Consider the following 17,251-nt stretch of genomic DNA (forward strand, 5'->3'; position numbering starts at 1 on the left):
CCATGAATACCCATCAGAACAAGATCGCGCTGGTCACCGGCGCCACCCGTGGCATCGGCCTGGAAACCGTGCGCCAGCTGGCCCAGGCGGGCGTGCACACGCTGCTGGCCGGTCGCAAGCGTGAGACCGCCGTTGAGCTGGCGCTGAAGCTGCAGGCTGAAGGCCTGCCGGTTGAAGCCCTGCAACTGGACGTGACCGACGCGGCCAGCATCGCCGAAGCGGTCGAGCAGGTGCGCCAGCGCCATGGCCGCCTCGACATCCTGGTCAACAATGCCGGCATCATGATCGAGAATCCCGCGCAGGCGCCGTCGGAGCAATCGCTCGAGACCTGGAAGCGTACCTTCGACACCAACGTGTATGCGCTGGTGGCGGTGACCCAGGCATTCCTGCCGCTGGTCAAGCAGGCCAAGTCCGGCCGCATCGTCAATGTGTCCAGCATGCTCGGCTCGCAGACCCTGCACGCGGATCCCTCCTCGGGCATCTATGACTTCAAGATTCCGGCGTACAACGCCTCCAAGGCCGCGGTGAACAGCTGGACCCTGAGCCTGGCCTACGAACTGCGCAACACGCCGATCAAGGTCAATACCGTGCATCCGGGTTACGTCAAGACCGACATGAACGGCGGCAACGGCGAGATCGAAATCAGCGAAGGCGCGCGTTCCAGCGTGGAAATGGCACTCATCGGTGAATCCGGTGCCAGTGGCAGCTTCACCTACCTGGGCGAGGTGCTGCCATGGTGATCCGCACGTTGGCGATGGCCGTCTCCAGCCTGGTGCTGGCGGGCTGTGTCAGCGTCGGTCCGAACTACAAGGCGCCGGTGCAGGAACCGGTGGTGCTGCAGGGGGCGCAGCAGCCGGTGTTCAGCACTACCTCGCCGGTGGCCAGCTGGTGGGCGCAGTTCGATGATCCGGTGCTGGAAGAACTGGTGCACGGCGCACTGTCGGACAACCTGGACCTGCGCGTGGCCGTGGCCCGCGTCAGCCAGGCCCGCGCGGTGTTCGTCGAAAGCCGCTTCGACCAGGCCCCGCACATCACCGCGGGCGGCAGCTACGACCGCCGCAAGCAACCCGATCCGCAGCTGGGTGGGCAGCGGGTGTTCAGTGAAAGCTATCAGCTCGGCTTCGATGCCGGCTGGGAGCTGGATCTGTTCGGCCGCAAGCGCCGTGCAGCAGAAGCCGCGCGCGCCGACCTGGACGCCGAGCAGGCCAACCTGGCCGATGCGCAGGTACTGGTCGCCGCCGAAGTGGCACGCAACTACTTCGAGCTGCGCGGTACGCAGAAGCGCATCGCGGTGGCCCAGCACACCCTGGTCAACCTGCGCGATACGCAGAAGCTGACCGAGGCGCGCTGGGAGCTGGGCGCCGGCAGCGAGCTGGACGTGCAGAGCAGTCGCGCCCGGCTGAAGGCGATCGAGGCCGATATTCCGCTGCTGGAAGTGGCCGAAACGCAGTCGCGCAATCGCCTGGCGGTTCTGCTGGGCCAGCGTCCGGAAACGCTGACCGCCATGCTTGCGCCGCACGACGTGCCGGCATTTGCCAAGGCGCTGCCGCTGGGCGATACCCGCGAGCTGCTGCGCCAACGCGCCGACGTGCGCGTGGCCGAGCGTCGCCTGGCCGCTGCCACCGCGCGGGTGGGCGTGGCCACTGCGGACCTGTTCCCGCGGCTGTCACTGTCCGGTTTCGTCGGCTTCCTTGGCGGCGACGCCAGTGGCCTGGTCAATGGCAACAACAAGGCCTGGTCGCTGACGCCGTCGCTGAGCTGGGCCGCGTTCGACTTCGGCACCGTGCGTGCACGCCTGCGTGCCAGCAAGGCTGAAGCCGAGGGTGTGGCTGCGCAGTATGAGCAGGCCGTGCTGCTGGCGCTGGAAGACACCGAGAACGCGCTGACCCGCTATTCCAAGCAGCAGGCGCGGCTGGCGATCGTGGTCGAGCAGGCGCAGGCGGCACGCCGGGCTGAGTCGCTGGCGCAGATCCGCTACCGCGAGGGCTCGGAAGACTTCCTGACCCTGCTGGATGCGCAGCGCACGCAGCTGGCGGCCGACGATGCGTTGGCGGCGGCTGAGTCCGAGGTCAATGTCAGCGTGGTGGGCGTGTACAAGGCGCTGGGTGGCTGGGGGCAATCGCCGCAGCAAACCAGCGTGGCGCAGGTGCAGTAACCGCACGGGACGGAAGCAGTGGCTTCCGTCCCTTTCTTCTGTCAGGGCCAGTGATTGGCCGGTGTGTCGCGCTCGCGCATGCGCACGATGCAGAAGCGATGGCCGGTGGGTGCTTCCATCACCCACCAGCGTTTGACGAAGCCGATCCGGCGCGCGCCGAGTTTTTCCAGTCGATCTGCCTCGGCATCGATGTCGTCGCTCTCGATGTCCAGGTGCACCCGTGAGGGGTGAGCGACACGTTGCACTTCCACGTTCAGGCCTGCGGGTGCGCCCTGCAGGCCGGCGTACTCGGCGCCATCTTCGCCATACGATGGCTGCGCCTGCAGACCGAGGGCGGCCGCCCAGAAGCGTGCGCCTTCGTCAGCGGGCGTGTCCTGGCAGTCGATGATGAATCCGGCCAGACGGCTCTGGTGCGCCATGACGTCCTCCGCAGATCGGGAATGGAGGAAGGGTAGCGCGTCGCGTGCTGTGGACGTTGTCACAGTCATGACGTTTCTGACTCTGCCAGAACCGGGGCCTGCGGTGTAACTAGTGGCGCAGATTCCGGGAGGGATGGCGATGAGCGACGACAAACGTGATACCCAGCGCATGCTGTTTGGTGATCCGGGACCGCCTGGCGCAGGGCTGTCGGTAGCGGTCGTAGTGCTGATGGTGTTGGCTACCATGGCGGCTGCGATCGGCTTCATGCGCCTGCCGGACCAGATGCTGGGGCTGGGCCTGATCGGCATCTCCGTGTTTCTGGCGGTCGGTGCCCGCATCTGCCAGGCACGCAACCAGCATCAGGCGCTGTACCGGCTGATGTCGCGACAGCCGCCGCCGTAGCTGCGGCTGCCGTACAGGTTCAGTGCTTCGGCCAGTCCAGCTCGACCACCAGCGGGAAATGATCCGACGGCAGCACGCCGTCGATGCGACGGTCATCGGTCAGGAAGCTGCGTGCATGGAAGCCACGCACCAGCACCCAGTCCAGCTGCACGGTGGCCTTGCCGGTGAAATCGTGGAAGGTCAGGCGTGGCCCCTGCGGAACCTTCACCTGGGTACGGGTGTCCTGCAGCAGGCGGGTGAATGCCTTGTAGGTGTCACCACCGGGCTCGCTGTTGAAGTCACCCGTCAGGACCACCGGCAGATCGGCCGGCAGGGCTTCCACGCGCTTGCCGATCAGCTCGGCACCCTTCACCCGGCGCGGTTCATCCTCGTCGCGGTAGGGCAGGTGGGTATTCATGAAATAGAAGCGACGGCCATCGTCCAGGCGGCGGAACAGGGCCCAGGTGACCATGCGCGGGTACAGGTTGCCCCAGGTGATGCTGCCGGGTGCGTCGGGTGTATCGGACAACCAGAAGTTGCCGGACTCCTCGATGGCCAGCACCTTGCTGTCGTAGAACACGCCCATGTGTTCGTCACCGCTGCCACCACGGCGGCCTTCGCCGAACCAGCGGTAGCCGGGCAGGTGTTCGGACAGGTAGTCGGCCTGCTCCTTCACCAGTTCCTGGGTGCCGATCACAGCCGGGTGCGCATCGAGGATGACCTTGACCATGGCATCGCGGCGGTCGGGCCAGCGCTTGCCCGGTTCGGTATCGGCCGGGGTGCGTACGTTGAAGGACATTACTTTCAGTGGCGCCGGTGCAGCAGCCCAGGTGACGGCAGGCAGAGCAAGCACCAGCAGCGCACACAGCGCGGGGCGACGGAAACGCGACAACATCGTGGAATCCCTCCATTCCATGAAAACGGTTTCATGGAGCATGCCATGGAAGGTGGGGGCAGCGGTATGCCGGGATGGGCGACTGGGAGATGCCGGACGGGCGGTGAAAGCGCCGCCCGGCGGATCGCGCGGGCGCGATCAGGAGGTCATGGGTGCTCAGTCGGCAGGCAGGTACCACTGGCCATTCTGGTCAATCCAGTACACCCGGATGTAGGGAGTGCCGTCCTCGTCGAAGTACGTCACTTCGCAACGTTGATGGTAATAGGGCCCCATCTTGACCCGGACGCAGTTCGTGTTCTCCGGACCACCGCCACCACCGCCGGCGGTGGCCTGGGACGGCGTGGAGAGAGCTCCCACGGCAAACATCAGTGCGGCCATCGAGGCCAGGTGCAGTTTCATGGGCATCATCCTTGTGTCTGCAATCGCGCATCTGCGCGGTGTCATGCAACTACCCCCGGTAGATCAGGCGACCGTGCGGCAGCTGCTGCGTACGCGCCGGCCCGGCTGGCGGCCCGACGCGGTCTCCACCCGGCTCAGTCGCGCAGGTAAGGGTTGCCGTACTCGTCAATCCAGTATTCGGCGGTGTAGACGTTGCCGAATTCATCGGTGTAGGTTTCCGTGCAGTGGTGGTGGACGCGGTTGCGATCCACATTCACTGGCACACAGGAAACATTCTCTCTCGGGACCCCTGTGTTGGCGTCCGCCACCGGAGCCAGGGTTGCAGTTGCCACCACCAACGCGGCCATCGCGGCCAGTTGCAGTTTCATAAGCATCATCCTTGCTTTCTGCAATCGCGCACATGCGCATGGCGTGTGTAACACGCGAGCCAAACCGCCGGAAGTGCCTCGCCGCGATCAGTCCTCGATCTCGCCGCGTCGATTGGCAGCACGCACTGCCTGCGCGGTGGTTGCCACACCCAGCCGTTGCCGCGCGTGGCGCAGGTGGTTCTCCACGGTGCGCGTGGAAAGCCCAAGCGTGGCCGCGATCTCAGCTTGGCGACGGCCAGCGGCGACCCAGCGCAGCACTTCGCGCTCGCGGTTGCTCAGTGCGCTTCCCGAAAGCTCGGCAGGCGATTCGGCCAGATGGCGAGCGGCACGGAATGCTGCAGCTGCAGCAGCTTCCAGCTGCAGGCGCGCGCTGGCCGATGCATCGATCGCTGTCCCGGCAAAACTGATCGCGCCTTCCAGACCGGTGGTGCCGAACACCGGCACCTGCAGACCGTGCAGGCCTTCACCACGTGGCTGCTTCACCACCTGATAGCGTTCGCCGCGAACACCCTGGCGCTTGCTCCAGAAGAACGGCGCGTCACTGTCCAGTACGTGCCGATTGACCGGGCAGGCGTGCAGGTAGCGCGCGAGGTCGGTACTGCCGCCGTCGCCGAACCAGTCGCCCTCGATCCAGTACACGCGCTGTGTACCGCGCTCCAACCCCGTGCCGGTGGCGAACACCAGCACGCGGTCGTAGCCGAGCGGTGCAGAAATGCTGCGTAGTACGGCGCCCACCGCACTCAGTGAGCGGGCGCGTTCCAGTTCCAGCAACGCCTGCACCAGTTCGCTCATCCGGGTCAGCGCCCGGCCAGTGCGTCGAGCAGCGTGCGTGCGGCCAGCTTGCCCAGCGCATTACCGGCCAGCGGGCTGTCGCCGGTCAGCAGCAGGCGATCCTGCAGCACGCTGCCATCGATGCCGTCATTGACGATCTGCACGCCCTGCTGCGCCAGGCGCTCACCGAAGAACCACGGCAGCTGCCCGGGCATGTAGCCGATCTCCGGCGTCTGCCGGTCCATCGCATCGGGGAAGGCACAGATGCGGTAGCCGCGGAACAGCGAACCACCATCGGCCTCGTCAACGCCTGCGGCCAACAATGCGGCCGGGCCGTGGCAAAGGGTGATGATGTGACGTTGCTCGGCCATCGCCCAGTGCAGGGCTGCCTTTACCGCGCGACTCTGCGGCAGTCCGATAAGGGCGCCATGGCCACCGGGAATGAACACGGCGGCATAATCCGATGCGGCATCGAGGCCTGCCACCACCTCATCCAACGGCAGCGGCTGGCGGAAGCGCGACTCGTAACGTTCGTACAGTCCACCGATCTCCGTGTCCTCACGCGGGAACGCCCACCACTCGAACTTGGCGGCGTTGCCCGACAGCGTGGCCACATCGATGTCGAAGCCGGCCTTGTCCAGGTGGTACATCGGCAGCAGGGTTTCCACCGGATGGTTGCCGGTGGAGAACAGGTGGCCGTTGGCAGTGGGCAGATAGCGTTCGTCCGCAGCGATCATCAGCACCTTCCAGCGGCCATCGCGGCGCGCGTCGGGATAGTCGGCACCGGACAGGTTGCTCTTGGGCGATGTGAACTGCGACAGCGAGTAGGGCGACGGGAAGAAGGCGTCGCGCTCGGCCGGGTCGGGGCTGGGCTGGCGGCTGGGCTCTTGCGTGTTCATGCGGACCTCCAGTGGGGTGGTGGGATCCAGCATAGAAGAGCTGATGCGTACAGGCGATGAGGGTTTTCCCTCAGCCGCGAGCAGCTACTTCACCATGGGCGAATGCTGCTGCATGTCTTCATGCAGGATCCGCCGCAGTTCGACGATGGCCGGCGTGGCTTCCTGCACGCTGTGCCCGGATACGATTACCTTCTCCGAATCCGCGTGCGGCAGGTGCGAGCTCCAGTAGGGCACCAGCCCGTCGTCGGTTTTTTCCAGCGGCCCATCGGCCTTGGCGCGCGCGATGATCGAGTGGTAGTGCACCTTCGGCGACATCGGCAGGTCGGCCACCGCGCGGACGAAGGGATCGTCCTTGTCCAGATTCTGGATGCTGTTCATCTGGTAACCGTGCTTGCCATCATTGCGGTCGATCTGGCCGTCGTTGGCGATGGTGGCGACGTCTTCCAGCACGGTCAGCGGCAACCGCACCAGGCGACCGATCCAGCGGCCCAGGCGGGTGCCCGCCACGTCGGTGCCGCGGTGTGGCGTGGCGATGAATACCACGCGCGATACTTCCGGTTCCGGCAGGAAAGTCAGCACCGGTGCGCCCTTGGTACGCAGCAGTTCACGCTGTGCCGGCGTCATCTGCGCAGTCTCCAGCAGGGTGTCGACCAGATGATCGCCGGAAGAGGAGATCATCAGCCGCGCGATCACGCCACCCATGCTGTGCCCGACCAGCACCATGTCATGCGAAGCCTGCGCCTTGCCGCTGGGGTCGAAATGCTTGAGCACTTCGGACAGTGTATGACGCATCGCATCGTGGCTCATCGCGATGGGCATGTTGGTCGGGTAGTAGAACTGCCAGACCTGGAAGTCCTGGCGGATCTCGTCGTCGCGCATCAGTTCGTTGGCGACGTTCACCCAGGCTTCCGGGCTGCTGGCCAGGCCATGGATCATCAGCAGCACGCGGCGGTTCGGATCGTAGGGCTGCATCATGTACAGGTGCGGCGTGTCGATGCCGCCCTTGCCACCGAACAGCGAGCGCAGCGACTGGTGGCTGAAGTTGGAACGGGCCAGCCACAACGCATAGCCGGCGGTGAAGTTCGCGGCCAGCGGAACCTGTTGGCCATGCAGGGTGACTTCCGTGACCTGGTAGGGATCGTGGATCTCCAGCTCAGGCTCGTCGTCGTGCAGCACTTCCCACAGGTTCTTTCCCGAGAAGCGCAGCAGCACCGTCATTGAAGGGGAGGGCATCTCGCTCCAGCTTTGCGCGGCCGATGTGCTTGCCTGCGCGGCGGGCGTCGCTGCCGAAGGCGGGGTGGCCATGCTGCCAGCCGGATCGTTCATCACCGCCACCAGTTCGGCACCGAAGCCATCGCGGCGATGCACGCTGCGCAGCGTGCCAGTGAACGACAGCGAGGCCGCCGGTACCAGTTCGGTAGGGGTACGCGTATCCAGCGGTGATGCTTCGCCTGAAGGGGCCAGTACGAAGGTCCAGCGGCCCAGCTGGAAGTGGCTGGCCTGGCCGTGCACGCGGCCCGTGGCATAGGCGTCGTACAGCTGTACCGAGGCTTCCTGCACGGCCAGGTTGTAGTAGTCGCGCACCTGGGTCTGGCGATCTTCGAAGCCGCGCTGGTTGGCAGTGCGCTCGGTGAAGAACAGATAGGCATAGGCCTGGCGCGCGACCTGCATCCACGCATCCAGGCGCGGTTGGAAATCGGCATCCAGCTCGGTGATCGCGCTCTTGGCGCGGCCGGATGCCGAGTACTCACGCTTCGGCGCCGGCAGGGTCATCGCATACTGCAGCCACAACTCGGCCAGGCTGGAGCGTTTGTCCTCCTCGCGCACCACGATGCTGCTTTCCATCGCCTCGATGCAGGGCAGGCCCGGTTTGGCGCATACGCCTTCATCGAGGCCGGCCACCCGCAAGGTCTCCGTGGTCGCCGCGCTGAGCTTGCCGGAAGTGAGGATGTCACCGCGCTTGAGCGCGATGTACTGGCCGGGCGTGACCGAGGCCACCTGCACCGACGGCCCGAACTGGCGCAACGTGGCGCAGCCGCCCAGGGTGAGCAGCACAGTGATGATGAGGGTCGTGCGGCCGATGAAGCCCAAGCCCGTGGTTGCCATACGATCCTCCTGCGCGGTGGCGCCACTCTAGCGGTCGGCATGTCAAAGCGGAAGATACCGGGCGGTCGGTTTGGGGCGCTCAGGCGCTGCCATCCAAGCGATTCAGCCGGTTCCGTGTGACACTGGGGTGAATGGAGTTATGCAGGGACTGCGATGACGTGGCTTGAGACCCGGATCCCGCCGCCGCTGGTGATGCTGCTGTGCGCGGGGATCGGCTGGCTTGGGAGCCGACTGTGGCCGGAGGCGGTCTTGCCACTGCCGATGCGGGCGCTGATGTCAGGCGGGGTGATTGGGATCGGTGTGGCGCTGAACCTGCTGCCGAAGCTTGCGTTCCAGCGGGCGCGCACCACGGTCAATCCGCTGCGCCCTTCGGCATCAAGCGCGCTGGTCACGCGCGGCATGTACCGTTACACGCGCAATCCGATGTATCTAGGCCAGGCAACGATCCTCACTGGCGCAATGTTGTACCTGCAGAACACGATCGCGTTGCTGGCTGTGCCGTTGTTCGTGCTCTACATCACCTGGTTGCAGATCATGCCGGAAGAGCGGGCGTTGCTGGCCCGCTTCCCCGACGTGTATCCGATGTTCCGCCAACGTGTGCGGCGTTGGCTGTAGCGGGCTTCACCCGTTATCGCGAGATCTGGCACTTCACGGCAGCGGAATAGCCTTCGTAGTCATCGCCTGCGATCACGTGCAGGGTGTGGCGCTTGTCGGTGGTCTTCACGTATGAAGGTTCCTCCGTGTTGGCGTGTTCGTTGACCGTGTTCACTGACCACGCTTTGGCCAGATGCGTGGCGTCAACGCCGTTCAAGTAGACGAAGAGGCTCTTCTCGCCCTCGGCCACGTTCACATCGGCACTGGTGACGGTACCGCCGAGCAGGGCGACCGGCTTGTCCTCCGGCTCGAAGGTGCCACCCGGTTTCCTGGCCAGGCCAGCGGCCTGGAGTGCATCGATGGCGTCGGCCTCGCTGAAGTCCGAGCCGGCCTTGCAGGCCAGCAGGGCTTCCAGCGTGGCGGTGCCGGGGGGCGCGATGGCCGGTGCCGCGGCGTGCGTGGCTGGGGTTGCGGCGAGGGCGGTAAGGAGTACGGAAATCGTGAAAGCAGCTTTCATGGCAGATCCTTCTGGCGGTCGCGGGGTGGGGCTGCAGTGTGGAGGTGTCATCCCGATTATGCGCCACGCGTCCTGCGCGACGTGCAGGCACAAAAAAGCCGGAACTCCATTGACGGGAGATCCGGCTTCTTGCGGCCTCGACAGGCCATACAGATGGTGGAGGTGGGCGGAATTGAACCGCCGTCCGAAGGCACTCCATCCCCAGCACTACATGCTTAGCTCACCGTTGGATCTCGTCCCCGAACAGCACGGCGTGCAAAGCGCATCCGGGAACCAGCCTGTTGTGTTCTAGTGCCGGACTGACAGGCAGCCACCCAGCGCGATTCCATGATAGTGACTCTACACCGCGAGCATGGACACAAGCGGTTTCGAGGCTTAGGCCTTAAGCGGCCAGAGCGTAGTTGTCGTCGTTGGCAACTAGAGTTTTGCAGCTGGATTTACGAGGAAAGCTACCCCCTCGGCATGCGCCAGGCGACTTCACAACCCCCGTCGAAACCAATGCACCCCCGGTTTCTACAGTGCTGCAAGGTACAGGGCCGATCCCGCGTTGCCACGGTCAGGGCCTGCCCAACGGTTGCAATGCTACGGCAAAACAGCTGAACAGTCACCTTTGCAATCCACAACACGATGTAGAGCCGCCGTCATAGCGGATTGGTAACGTCATTGGCACGAATTTGCGACACACTGGCGACGACCATCCGAGCCAGGACAGACACGGAGACTGTGGGTGACCGATGCAAGCCAACAACGCAGCCTGCGACAGCTGATCGGGCCGGTCGGTGCCGACTATCAGCGGCGCGCGTTGCCGCCCGGCTGGGTCTGGGCCGTGCTGGCGGTGCTGCTGGCGGCCACCTGGGTGACGGAGTTGCCGGCCACGGCCGCGGCGGCACTGGTCGCCAGCGCGGTGGTGGTGCACTGGTCGCAGCGCGGTCGCATCCATTGGCTCGGCTGGCGCCTACCGGGCCTGGCCGTACTGGCGGCCCTGCTGTGGGGGCCGGAAGTGCTGTCGCAGTGGTTCGAGCACGGGCTGGCCGTGGTCCTGATGTCGCTGGCCAGTCTCAGTATTGGCGTGCACGTGTGGCAGTCGCGGCAGTTGGCGCGCCAGCTGCAGGGCGCCGCCGATGCGCTGGATGATGCCCAGTTGCTGTCGTTGCTGCCCGATGATGCCGCGCAGCTGGCCCAGCAGTGGCGGGAAGGCGATGACCGCTACGCGCCGGAACTGGCGGTGGTGATGCACCTGGCGGTGATGCACGCGGCGCTGGCGCCGCGCATGCGCGGGCAGGGCATGCTGGCGGGGTGACCCGCCTTTTGTAGCGTCGAGCCATGCTCGACTGCTTTTCTTACCGAAGCCGAGCATGGCTCGGCTCTACAGAAGACCAAGACAGCCGAGCATGGCTCGGCTTTACAGGGTGATGCGCAGCGGCCTTACGCGTCGCGGTTGCCGCGACGCATCACGCGCTGCTTCTCGATTGCCCAGTCGCGGTCCTTGGCGGCATCGCGCTTGTCGTGGGTCTGCTTGCCCTTGGCCAGCGCGACTTCGAGCTTGATCTTGTTCTTGCTCCAGTACATCGCGGTGGGCACGATGGTGTAGCCATCGCGCTCGACCTTGCCGACCAGCTTGTCGATCTCGCTCCGGTGCAGCAGCAGCTTGCGCTCGCGCCGGTCGTTGGCCACCACGTGGGTGGAGGCCTGGATCAACGGGGTGATCTGGGCGCCGATCAGGAAGATCTCGCCGTGCTTCACGTAGGCGTAGGCATCGATGATGTTGCCGCGGCCAGCGCGGATCGACTTCACCTCCCAGCCCTGCAGTGCCAGGCCGGCCTCGAAGCGTTCTTCGATGTGGTACTCGTGGCGGGCACGCTTGTTCAACGCGATGGTCTTGTTGGCCGTCGCGCTCTTTGCTTTATCCTTGCCGCTGTTCTTGCTCATTTCCGTATTGTCTCCGATTCGGGCCCGCCCGGTCGATTGCCGAAACGTCCTGTATTCATGCCTACTATCCGCCGCAGCGCCCTGGTCGAACATTCGTCCGCGCGCATGTTCGACCTGGTCAACGATGTCCAGGCCTATCCGCGCCGCTTCCGCTGGTGCTCGGCTGCCCAGATCCTGGAGCAGGGCGAGGACCGGCTGGTGGCGCGCCTGGACCTGGGCCTGGGTTCGTTCAGCACCTGGTTCCAGACCGAAAACACCCTGCAGCGCCCGCACAGCATCGACATGCAGCTGCGCGATGGCCCGTTCAAGCAGTTGCACGGCCGCTGGGAATTCCATGCGCTGGCCGAGGACGCCTGCAAGGTCACCCTGACCCTGGAATTCGAGCCCAGCTCGCGCCTGCTGGGGCCGGCCCTGGCGATCGGCTTCCAGGGTCTGGCCGATCGGATGGTCAATGATTTCGTCCGCGTCGCCGACGAGGCCTGAGCGATGATCGAGGTCGAGGTGGTGCTGGCCTGGCCGCAGCAGGTGCTGTCGCGCCGGCTGCAGCTGGACGAGGGCGCGACCGTGGCCGATGCCATTGCCGCCGCCGCGCTGGAAGGCGGTGACCGATGCCCGGCCGTGGCCGTGCATGGCGTACTGGCGCGCCCGCAGCAGGTGTTGCTGGAGGGTGACCGCATTGAGCTGCTACGCCCGTTGCTGGCCGACCCCAAGGACAACCGCCGGCGACGCGCGCTCGGCGGTTGATGCCCGCAACCCGTCCGTGGGGACGGGCAGGGGGCCTCAGCGGCCCTTCTTCTTCTTGTCCTTCGGCAGGTTGCGGCCGAACTGGCGCACGGTCTGCTGGGCCAGGGCCTTGTCGTTACCCGGGAAGTAATCGCCTTCCCAACGGGTCACGGTGTCATTCTCGAAGAACACCACGAAGTTCTTCACTTCAGTACGTCCCAGGCGGTTCACCCGCTGGCTGGAGGTGTAGTCCCAGCGCTGGGCGTGGAACGGATCGGGAATGGACGGGGTGCCCAGCAGCGCGGTGACCTGCTGCTTGCTCTGCCCGACCTGCAGCTTGGCCACGGCATCTTCCCGGATCAGGTTGCCCTGATAGATGGGTTGCTTGTAGATGATGCCGCACCCGGTGGTGGACAGGGCGACGGCGGCGACCAACAGGAGATTGCGCATCGGGACTGGCGGTTGGGGAAATCAAACCGATGATACACTCCCGGCGTGCCACCGCGACCCAATCCGAGGCAGCTGGCGCTAAATCGCCAATGAACGGAGACCTATGGAAACCCACGACCTGCGTAAAGTCGGCCTGAAGGTGACCCATCCGCGGATGCGGATCCTGGCGCTGCTCGAGCAGCGCAATGCCCAGCACCACATGACCGCCGAAGACATCTACCGCCAGCTGCTGGAGCATGGCGACGAGATCGGCCTGGCGACGGTGTACCGGGTGCTGACCCAGTTCGAGGCCGCCGGCCTCGTGCTCAAGCACAATTTCGAGGGCGGCCAGGCGGTCTACGAGCTTGACCGTGGCGGCCACCACGACCACATGGTCGACGTGGACAGCGGCAAGATCATCGAGTTCGAGAGCCATGAGATCGAGGAGCTGCAGCGCAAGATCGCAGCCGACCACGGCTACGAACTGGAAGAGCACTCGCTGGTGCTGTACGTGCGCAAGAAGCGCAAGTAAGCCGATCCAGCCAGCCAGATGCGACGAAACCCCGGGCCTGCCCGGGGTTTTTCGTTGCCGGGTCGCGTGCTGGGGTCAGAGCCCTTTGCTGGCGCAAAGGGATCCGACCCCGGCCGACCCCTGACCTCCAAGCAGCACGTCCAGATCCACCGCCTCGGCCATCGCCCGGTTCCCCGCATCACCCGGATGCAGGTGATCGCCGGAGTCGTAGGCAGCGGCCATCCGTGACGGATCGGCCGGATCGCGCAGGGCCGCGTCCAGGTCGATCACCGCGTCGAACGGCCCGTCGGTGCGCAGCCAGGCATTGAGCTGGCGGCGCAGGGCGTCCTTGTCCGAGTGGTAGTAGTCGTCCAGCGGCGTGCCGGGCAGGGCGCCGGCGAACGGCATCAGGGTGGCGCCGAGGATGCGTAGACCCCGCCGATGGGCCTGTTCGGCCAGGGCGCGGTAGCCTGCCTGCAGCTCGGCAAGCGCGGGCCGCGCCTGCTTGCGGGCGAAGGCGGTGCCGGGCCAGCTGATGTCGTTGATGCCGATCAGCACGATCACGCTGGACACGCCAGGCTGATCCAGCACATCGCGTTGGAAGCGCGCCGGCGCGGATTCCCCCATGCCGTCGTGCAAGAGGCGGCCACCGGAGATGCCGGCATTGACCACGGCGATGCCCCGCGGTGCCAAACGCGCGGCCAGATGGTCGGTCCAGCGCTGGTCCTGGTCGAGGCTGGCGGTGGCGCCGTCGGTGATCGAATCGCCGATCACCACCACGCTGCGTGCGCTGGTCGGCGCCTCGACCTCGATGCCGGCCAGGAACAGGCGGGCCGTGGTGCTGCTGGCCCCGTTCAGTGTCTGGGCCTGGCTCTGGTCGCCAGGCGCAATCCAACTGGTCTGCCTGCCCTCCCAATGGAACGTCTGTACCGGCATCGGTCCCGGCACGAAGACGCTGACCTGCAGCGCCTGCCGGTCAGCCGTGGCCAGTGGCAGCGGATCGCTCAGCCGTTCCTGCCCGGGGCCGATCAGCACTCCGGGCTGGCCTTCGAAACTGAGCGGCTGCGGGGTGTCCCCCGCCCGGGCGGCCACGCTCGCCGCCCCGATCCGCAGTGGTTGAGTGCCGTAGGCATTGCTCAGCCGCACCCGCAGCCGAGACCCGCCCAGGCTGATACGTGCCGTCTGGCGGAAGGTCTGGTCCTGCAGTGCGGCTGGGACCAGGGTCGGAAACAGGAATTCCGGGCCCCAGACCGGTTGCGGGCTGGCCTGCCAGCTGGCGACCCAGTGCGGCGCAGGGGCGGCGCTGGCGGCACTGGACAGGCCGATCAATGCGGTTGTGACGAGCTGGCTGAAACGATTCATCGGGCAATCCCGGGTGGAGGGAAGGCCATGGTGATTCCGTACTCATCTGTGAACTAGACTGCGCATGGACAATCATCTGTGAACTGGATTCATTGCCATGGCGCGCTCCGACATCAACCGATCCGGCGAACTGGAAGTGTTCGTGCGGGTGATCGAGACCGGGGGCTTTTCCGCAGCCGCCCGAACGTTGGAGATGACCCCGTCGGCGGTCAGCAAGCTGGTGGCGAGGCTGGAACAACGGCTGGGGACGCGCCTGCTGCAGCGTTCCACCCGCCAGCTGCAGCTGACTCCCGAGGGCTGCGCGTTCTACGAGCGCGGCCTGCGCGTGCTGGCCGACCTGGACGAGGCCGAGCGCTGTGCCAGTGCTCACGCCGAGCCGCGTGGACGCCTGCGGGTCAATTCCAACGTGCCGTTCGGCCAGCATTTCCTGTTGCCGTTGCTGCCGGCGTTCCTGCAGCGCAATCCGCAGGTAGGCGTGGACCTGACCCTCAACGACGAGGTGATCGACCTGCTGGAGCAGCGCACCGACGTGGCGGTGCGGGCCGGTCCGCTGAAGAGCTCGAGCCTGGTGGCGCGGCGGCTGGGCGCGACGCGGATGATGATCGTGGCTGCACCGGCCTACGCGCAGCGGCACGGGCTGCCACGCACTGCCGAGGAGCTGCAGTCGCACAACCGGCTGGATATCGGCCATGCGCGCGCGATGCAGGGCTGGCCGCTGCTGCAGGACGGGCGCGAACGCATGCTGCTGCCCAGTGGCAACGCGCGCGCCAGCAACGGCGATGCGCTGCGCCAGCTGGTGCTGGGTGGGTTGGGCATGGCGCGGCTGGCAGCATTCCAGGTGCAGCAGGATATTGCCGCCGGGCGCCTGCTGCCGGTGCTGGAAGAGGCCAACCCCGGTGACCTGGAAGAGGTGCACGCGGTGTTCCTGGGGCAGGGCGGCTACCTGCCGCTGCGGGTGCGCGCGTTTCTTGATTTCCTGGTGGAGAACGTCGACCTGACGCAGCCACGGGGGTAGTGCCGGCCGCCGGCCGGCAACCTCGCGATCTTCGACCCCTCGCATCGGTTGCCGGCCAGCGGCCGGCACTACCGTGCGGAAGCCGGGCCCACGCTCTGCTCTGCCGGCCTCAGGCCTGCAGCAGCTTGCGCGCGGCGGCGCGCGCTTCCTTGCTCACTTCCACGCCGCCGAGCATGCGCGCCAGCTCTTCCTCGCGCGCCTTGCTGTCCAGCTTTTCCACGGCGCTCTGGGTCATGCCTTCCACCGGGGCCTTGCTGACCCGGTAATGGGCATGGCCCTTGGAGGCAACCTGCGGCAGGTGGGTCACGCACAGCACCTGGCGCTTCTCGCCGAGCGCGCGCAGCTTCTGGCCGACGATGTCGGCTACCGCGCCGCCGATGCCGGAGTCGACTTCGTCGAACACCATGGTCGGTACGGCATCCAGGTCCAGCGCGGCCACTTCGATGGCCAGCGAGATGCGTGACAGTTCGCCGCCGGAGGCCACCTTGCGCAGGGCGCGCGGCGGCTGGCCGGCATTGGCTGCGACCAGGAATTCCACGCGCTCGGCGCCCTGCGGGTCGGGCTTGCCGGCGTCCTGCGGTTCCAGCTCGATCAGGAACTGGCCGCCGCCCATGCCCAGCTCGGCGATGATGCCAGTGGTGGTGGCCGACAGCTCGGCAGCAGCGCTGCGACGGCTGGCGGTCAGCACTTCGGCCTGTGCGCGCCAGGCGGCGGCGGCCTTGTCGATCTCGCCGGCCAGGCGCTGCAGGCGTTCGTCGGCGCCGCGCAGCTGTTCCACTTCGGCGTGCATGCGCTCGCGCTGCGCACCCAGCTCGTCCATCGGCACGCGGTGCTTGCGGGCCAGGTCGTGCAGACGGCCGAGGCGGCGCTCGTTCTCCTCGAACTGTTCCGGGTCGGCGTCGAGGTCGTCATGCACCCGATCCAGCAGCGACAGGGCTTCGTGCAGCTGGATCGAAGCGTTCTCGATCAGGCCATCCACCTCGCCCAGGCGCGGGTCGTGCTCGATCAGGCGCGACAGCTCGTGGCGCACCTGCTGCAGCAGGTCCAGCGCGGAGTTTCCGTCGTCGCCGTTGAGCTGGTTGCTGGCGGCCTGGCAGGCGCTCAGCAGGGCGCTGGCATGGGCCTGGCGGCGGTGGCTGGCGCCGAGTGCGGCAATCGACTCCGGCTCCAGGTCTTCACGGTCCAGCTCGCGCAGCTGATGCTCCAGGAAGCCGATCCGGTCACTGACGTCGCCCTGTTGCGACAGCGCCAGCGATTCATCGACCAATGCCTGCCAGGCCGCGGCGGCGCGTCGCACCTGGCGGCGTTCGTTCTCGTTGCGCGCATAGGCGTCGAGCAGGGCCAGCTGCGACGGGCGTGTCAGCAGGGCCTGCTGTTCGTGCTGTCCGTGGATCTCCACCAGCAGCGAGGCCAGGTCGCCCAGTTGCGCCAGGGTCACCGGGCGGCCGTTGATCCAGGCCCGCGAACCGCCATCGGCGCGGATGACCCGGCGCAGCTGGCACTGCTCCTCGTCGTCCAGCTCGTTGTCGGCCAGCCACTGGCGTGCAGCCTGCAGCTGCTCCAGCGCAAACTCGGCCGAAAGCTCGGCGCGCGCGGCGCCGTGGCGGACCACGCCGCTGTCGGCGCGCAGGCCGGACAGGAAGCCCAGCGCGTCGACCATCAGCGACTTGCCGGCGCCGGTCTCGCCTGAAACCACGGTCATGCCTGGCCCGAACTCCAGTTCGGTGGCGCGGACGACGGCGAAATCCTTGATCGAAAGATGTCTGAGCATGGGTAA

General features: G+C 66.4%; 21 protein-coding genes and 1 other RNA gene. 9 read left to right on the forward strand and 13 right to left on the reverse strand.

Annotated elements, in window-relative coordinates:
• The first annotated feature begins 2 nt into the window (after positions 1-2).
• Together ACSYAO_RS08200 and ACSYAO_RS08205 are read left to right on the forward strand one after the other, a co-directional pair.
• The gene (locus tag ACSYAO_RS08200; RefSeq protein ID WP_005409112.1) at positions 3-740 is read left to right on the forward strand and encodes an SDR family oxidoreductase; all 738 of its coding nucleotides are present in this window, start codon (positions 3-5) and stop codon (positions 738-740) included.
• Positions 734-2,155 (forward strand): efflux transporter outer membrane subunit, encoded by a 1,422-nt coding sequence (locus ACSYAO_RS08205; RefSeq protein WP_076739253.1) that lies wholly within the window; start codon positions 734-736, stop codon positions 2,153-2,155. The genes ACSYAO_RS08200 and ACSYAO_RS08205 overlap by 7 nt, the downstream gene beginning before the upstream one ends.
• A 41-nt stretch (positions 2,156-2,196) precedes the next feature.
• Here the strand turns inward: ACSYAO_RS08205 and ACSYAO_RS08210 are convergent, their stop codons facing one another.
• On the reverse strand, positions 2,197-2,574 hold the full coding sequence (locus tag ACSYAO_RS08210) for a VOC family protein (RefSeq protein ID WP_076739252.1): 378 nt from the start codon (positions 2,572-2,574) through the stop codon (positions 2,197-2,199).
• A gap of 139 nt (positions 2,575-2,713) precedes the next feature.
• On the opposite strand from ACSYAO_RS08210, the gene ACSYAO_RS08215 reads away from it, so the two are divergent.
• Complete coding sequence (locus tag ACSYAO_RS08215; RefSeq protein ID WP_005409115.1) at positions 2,714-2,977, forward strand: hypothetical protein; 264 nt, start codon at positions 2,714-2,716, stop codon at positions 2,975-2,977.
• 19 nt (positions 2,978-2,996) lie between these two features.
• Here the strand turns inward: ACSYAO_RS08215 and ACSYAO_RS08220 are convergent, their stop codons facing one another.
• The 6 genes from ACSYAO_RS08220 to ACSYAO_RS08245 all read right to left on the reverse strand — a co-directional run bounded on the left by ACSYAO_RS08220 (position 2,997) and on the right by ACSYAO_RS08245 (position 8,394).
• The gene (locus ACSYAO_RS08220; RefSeq protein WP_076739251.1) at positions 2,997-3,851 is read right to left on the reverse strand and encodes an endonuclease/exonuclease/phosphatase family protein; all 855 of its coding nucleotides are present in this window, start codon (positions 3,849-3,851) and stop codon (positions 2,997-2,999) included.
• A 156-nt stretch (positions 3,852-4,007) separates the two neighbouring features.
• Positions 4,008-4,250: a hypothetical protein gene (locus tag ACSYAO_RS08225; RefSeq protein ID WP_005409117.1), complete on the reverse strand. Its 243-nt coding sequence runs from the start codon at positions 4,248-4,250 to the stop codon at positions 4,008-4,010.
• A 134-nt stretch (positions 4,251-4,384) separates the two neighbouring features.
• Positions 4,385-4,618 (reverse strand): hypothetical protein, encoded by a 234-nt coding sequence (locus ACSYAO_RS08230; protein ID WP_006433851.1) that lies wholly within the window; start codon positions 4,616-4,618, stop codon positions 4,385-4,387.
• An 87-nt stretch (positions 4,619-4,705) separates the two neighbouring features.
• On the reverse strand, positions 4,706-5,410 hold the full coding sequence (locus ACSYAO_RS08235) for a PA1136 family autoinducer-binding transcriptional regulator (protein ID WP_076739250.1): 705 nt from the start codon (positions 5,408-5,410) through the stop codon (positions 4,706-4,708).
• A 5-nt stretch (positions 5,411-5,415) separates the two neighbouring features.
• Positions 5,416-6,288, reverse strand: a complete 873-nt coding sequence (gene hchA / locus ACSYAO_RS08240) for a glyoxalase III HchA (RefSeq protein WP_059034103.1) — start codon at positions 6,286-6,288, stop codon at positions 5,416-5,418.
• An 84-nt stretch (positions 6,289-6,372) separates the two neighbouring features.
• Positions 6,373-8,394 carry an esterase/lipase family protein gene (locus ACSYAO_RS08245; RefSeq protein WP_076739249.1) on the reverse strand — a complete coding sequence of 674 codons (2,022 nt, stop codon included), beginning with the start codon at positions 8,392-8,394 and terminating at the stop codon, positions 6,373-6,375.
• A gap of 153 nt (positions 8,395-8,547) precedes the next feature.
• On the opposite strand from ACSYAO_RS08245, the gene ACSYAO_RS08250 reads away from it, so the two are divergent.
• Positions 8,548-9,009 carry a methyltransferase family protein gene (locus ACSYAO_RS08250; protein WP_024956434.1) on the forward strand — a complete coding sequence of 154 codons (462 nt, stop codon included), beginning with the start codon at positions 8,548-8,550 and terminating at the stop codon, positions 9,007-9,009.
• A 13-nt stretch (positions 9,010-9,022) separates the two neighbouring features.
• Here the strand turns inward: ACSYAO_RS08250 and ACSYAO_RS08255 are convergent, their stop codons facing one another.
• Both ACSYAO_RS08255 and ssrA read right to left on the reverse strand, forming a co-directional pair.
• A complete protein-coding gene (locus tag ACSYAO_RS08255) occupies positions 9,023-9,505 on the reverse strand; it encodes a hypothetical protein (RefSeq protein ID WP_076739248.1) in 483 nt (160 codons plus the stop codon).
• 154 nt (positions 9,506-9,659) lie between these two features.
• Positions 9,660-10,013: a transfer-messenger RNA gene (gene ssrA / locus ACSYAO_RS08260) on the reverse strand.
• A gap of 219 nt (positions 10,014-10,232) precedes the next feature.
• Between ssrA and ACSYAO_RS08265 the strand changes: the two genes are divergently transcribed.
• Positions 10,233-10,805: a hypothetical protein gene (locus tag ACSYAO_RS08265; RefSeq protein ID WP_005409230.1), complete on the forward strand. Its 573-nt coding sequence runs from the start codon at positions 10,233-10,235 to the stop codon at positions 10,803-10,805.
• A gap of 125 nt (positions 10,806-10,930) precedes the next feature.
• On the opposite strand, the gene smpB is transcribed toward ACSYAO_RS08265, so the two are convergent.
• The gene (gene smpB / locus ACSYAO_RS08270) at positions 10,931-11,434 is read right to left on the reverse strand and encodes an SsrA-binding protein SmpB (RefSeq protein WP_005409231.1); all 504 of its coding nucleotides are present in this window, start codon (positions 11,432-11,434) and stop codon (positions 10,931-10,933) included.
• A gap of 57 nt (positions 11,435-11,491) precedes the next feature.
• Between smpB and ACSYAO_RS08275 the strand changes: the two genes are divergently transcribed.
• Together ACSYAO_RS08275 and ACSYAO_RS08280 are read left to right on the forward strand one after the other, a co-directional pair.
• Entirely contained in the window at positions 11,492-11,917 is a 426-nt protein-coding gene (locus ACSYAO_RS08275; RefSeq protein WP_005409232.1) for a type II toxin-antitoxin system RatA family toxin, read from the forward strand.
• A gap of 3 nt (positions 11,918-11,920) precedes the next feature.
• Positions 11,921-12,178, forward strand: a complete 258-nt coding sequence (locus ACSYAO_RS08280; RefSeq protein WP_005413005.1) for an RnfH family protein — start codon at positions 11,921-11,923, stop codon at positions 12,176-12,178.
• Between the two features lie 36 nt (positions 12,179-12,214).
• Here ACSYAO_RS08280 and ACSYAO_RS08285 read toward each other — a convergent pair whose 3' ends face one another.
• Entirely contained in the window at positions 12,215-12,607 is a 393-nt protein-coding gene (locus ACSYAO_RS08285) for an outer membrane protein assembly factor BamE (protein ID WP_005409234.1), read from the reverse strand.
• Positions 12,608-12,710: 103 nt separating this feature from the next.
• Between ACSYAO_RS08285 and fur the strand changes: the two genes are divergently transcribed.
• A complete protein-coding gene (gene fur, locus ACSYAO_RS08290) occupies positions 12,711-13,118 on the forward strand; it encodes a ferric iron uptake transcriptional regulator (RefSeq protein ID WP_005409235.1) in 408 nt (135 codons plus the stop codon).
• 75 nt (positions 13,119-13,193) lie between these two features.
• Here fur and ACSYAO_RS08295 read toward each other — a convergent pair whose 3' ends face one another.
• Positions 13,194-14,459 carry an SGNH/GDSL hydrolase family protein gene (locus ACSYAO_RS08295; protein WP_076739239.1) on the reverse strand — a complete coding sequence of 422 codons (1,266 nt, stop codon included), beginning with the start codon at positions 14,457-14,459 and terminating at the stop codon, positions 13,194-13,196.
• Between the two features lie 97 nt (positions 14,460-14,556).
• Here ACSYAO_RS08295 and ACSYAO_RS08300 point away from each other — a divergent pair, with 97 nt between their 5' ends.
• A complete protein-coding gene (locus tag ACSYAO_RS08300; RefSeq protein WP_005409237.1) occupies positions 14,557-15,474 on the forward strand; it encodes a LysR family transcriptional regulator in 918 nt (305 codons plus the stop codon).
• A 109-nt stretch (positions 15,475-15,583) separates the two neighbouring features.
• On the opposite strand, the gene recN is transcribed toward ACSYAO_RS08300, so the two are convergent.
• Complete coding sequence (gene recN / locus ACSYAO_RS08305; RefSeq protein WP_076739238.1) at positions 15,584-17,245, reverse strand: DNA repair protein RecN; 1,662 nt, start codon at positions 17,243-17,245, stop codon at positions 15,584-15,586.
• Positions 17,246-17,251: the final 6 nt, after the last annotated feature.

Origin of the sequence: Stenotrophomonas sp. STK16_22 (assembly GCF_051984505.1) — a bacterium.
GTDB classification, from domain to species: Bacteria; Pseudomonadota; Gammaproteobacteria; order Xanthomonadales; family Xanthomonadaceae; genus Stenotrophomonas; species Stenotrophomonas maltophilia_A.

Coding starts and splice junctions, on each gene's coding strand:
- ACSYAO_RS08200 (WP_005409112.1), top strand. CDS start 3: ATGAATACCCATCAGAACAAGATCGCGCTGGTCACCGGCGCCACCCGT.
- ACSYAO_RS08205 (WP_076739253.1), top strand. CDS start 734: ATGGTGATCCGCACGTTGGCGATGGCCGTCTCCAGCCTGGTGCTGGCG.
- ACSYAO_RS08210 (WP_076739252.1), bottom strand. CDS start 2,574: ATGGCGCACCAGAGCCGTCTGGCCGGATTCATCATCGACTGCCAGGAC.
- ACSYAO_RS08215 (WP_005409115.1), top strand. CDS start 2,714: ATGAGCGACGACAAACGTGATACCCAGCGCATGCTGTTTGGTGATCCG.
- ACSYAO_RS08220 (WP_076739251.1), bottom strand. CDS start 3,851: ATGTTGTCGCGTTTCCGTCGCCCCGCGCTGTGTGCGCTGCTGGTGCTT.
- ACSYAO_RS08225 (WP_005409117.1), bottom strand. CDS start 4,250: ATGAAACTGCACCTGGCCTCGATGGCCGCACTGATGTTTGCCGTGGGA.
- ACSYAO_RS08230 (WP_006433851.1), bottom strand. CDS start 4,618: ATGAAACTGCAACTGGCCGCGATGGCCGCGTTGGTGGTGGCAACTGCA.
- ACSYAO_RS08235 (WP_076739250.1), bottom strand. CDS start 5,410: ATGAGCGAACTGGTGCAGGCGTTGCTGGAACTGGAACGCGCCCGCTCA.
- hchA (WP_059034103.1), bottom strand. CDS start 6,288: ATGAACACGCAAGAGCCCAGCCGCCAGCCCAGCCCCGACCCGGCCGAG.
- ACSYAO_RS08245 (WP_076739249.1), bottom strand. CDS start 8,394: ATGGCAACCACGGGCTTGGGCTTCATCGGCCGCACGACCCTCATCATC.
- ACSYAO_RS08250 (WP_024956434.1), top strand. CDS start 8,548: ATGACGTGGCTTGAGACCCGGATCCCGCCGCCGCTGGTGATGCTGCTG.
- ACSYAO_RS08255 (WP_076739248.1), bottom strand. CDS start 9,505: ATGAAAGCTGCTTTCACGATTTCCGTACTCCTTACCGCCCTCGCCGCA.
- smpB (WP_005409231.1), bottom strand. CDS start 11,434: ATGAGCAAGAACAGCGGCAAGGATAAAGCAAAGAGCGCGACGGCCAAC.
- ACSYAO_RS08275 (WP_005409232.1), top strand. CDS start 11,492: ATGCCTACTATCCGCCGCAGCGCCCTGGTCGAACATTCGTCCGCGCGC.
- ACSYAO_RS08280 (WP_005413005.1), top strand. CDS start 11,921: ATGATCGAGGTCGAGGTGGTGCTGGCCTGGCCGCAGCAGGTGCTGTCG.
- ACSYAO_RS08285 (WP_005409234.1), bottom strand. CDS start 12,607: ATGCGCAATCTCCTGTTGGTCGCCGCCGTCGCCCTGTCCACCACCGGG.
- fur (WP_005409235.1), top strand. CDS start 12,711: ATGGAAACCCACGACCTGCGTAAAGTCGGCCTGAAGGTGACCCATCCG.
- ACSYAO_RS08295 (WP_076739239.1), bottom strand. CDS start 14,459: ATGAATCGTTTCAGCCAGCTCGTCACAACCGCATTGATCGGCCTGTCC.
- ACSYAO_RS08300 (WP_005409237.1), top strand. CDS start 14,557: ATGGCGCGCTCCGACATCAACCGATCCGGCGAACTGGAAGTGTTCGTG.
- recN (WP_076739238.1), bottom strand. CDS start 17,245: ATGCTCAGACATCTTTCGATCAAGGATTTCGCCGTCGTCCGCGCCACC.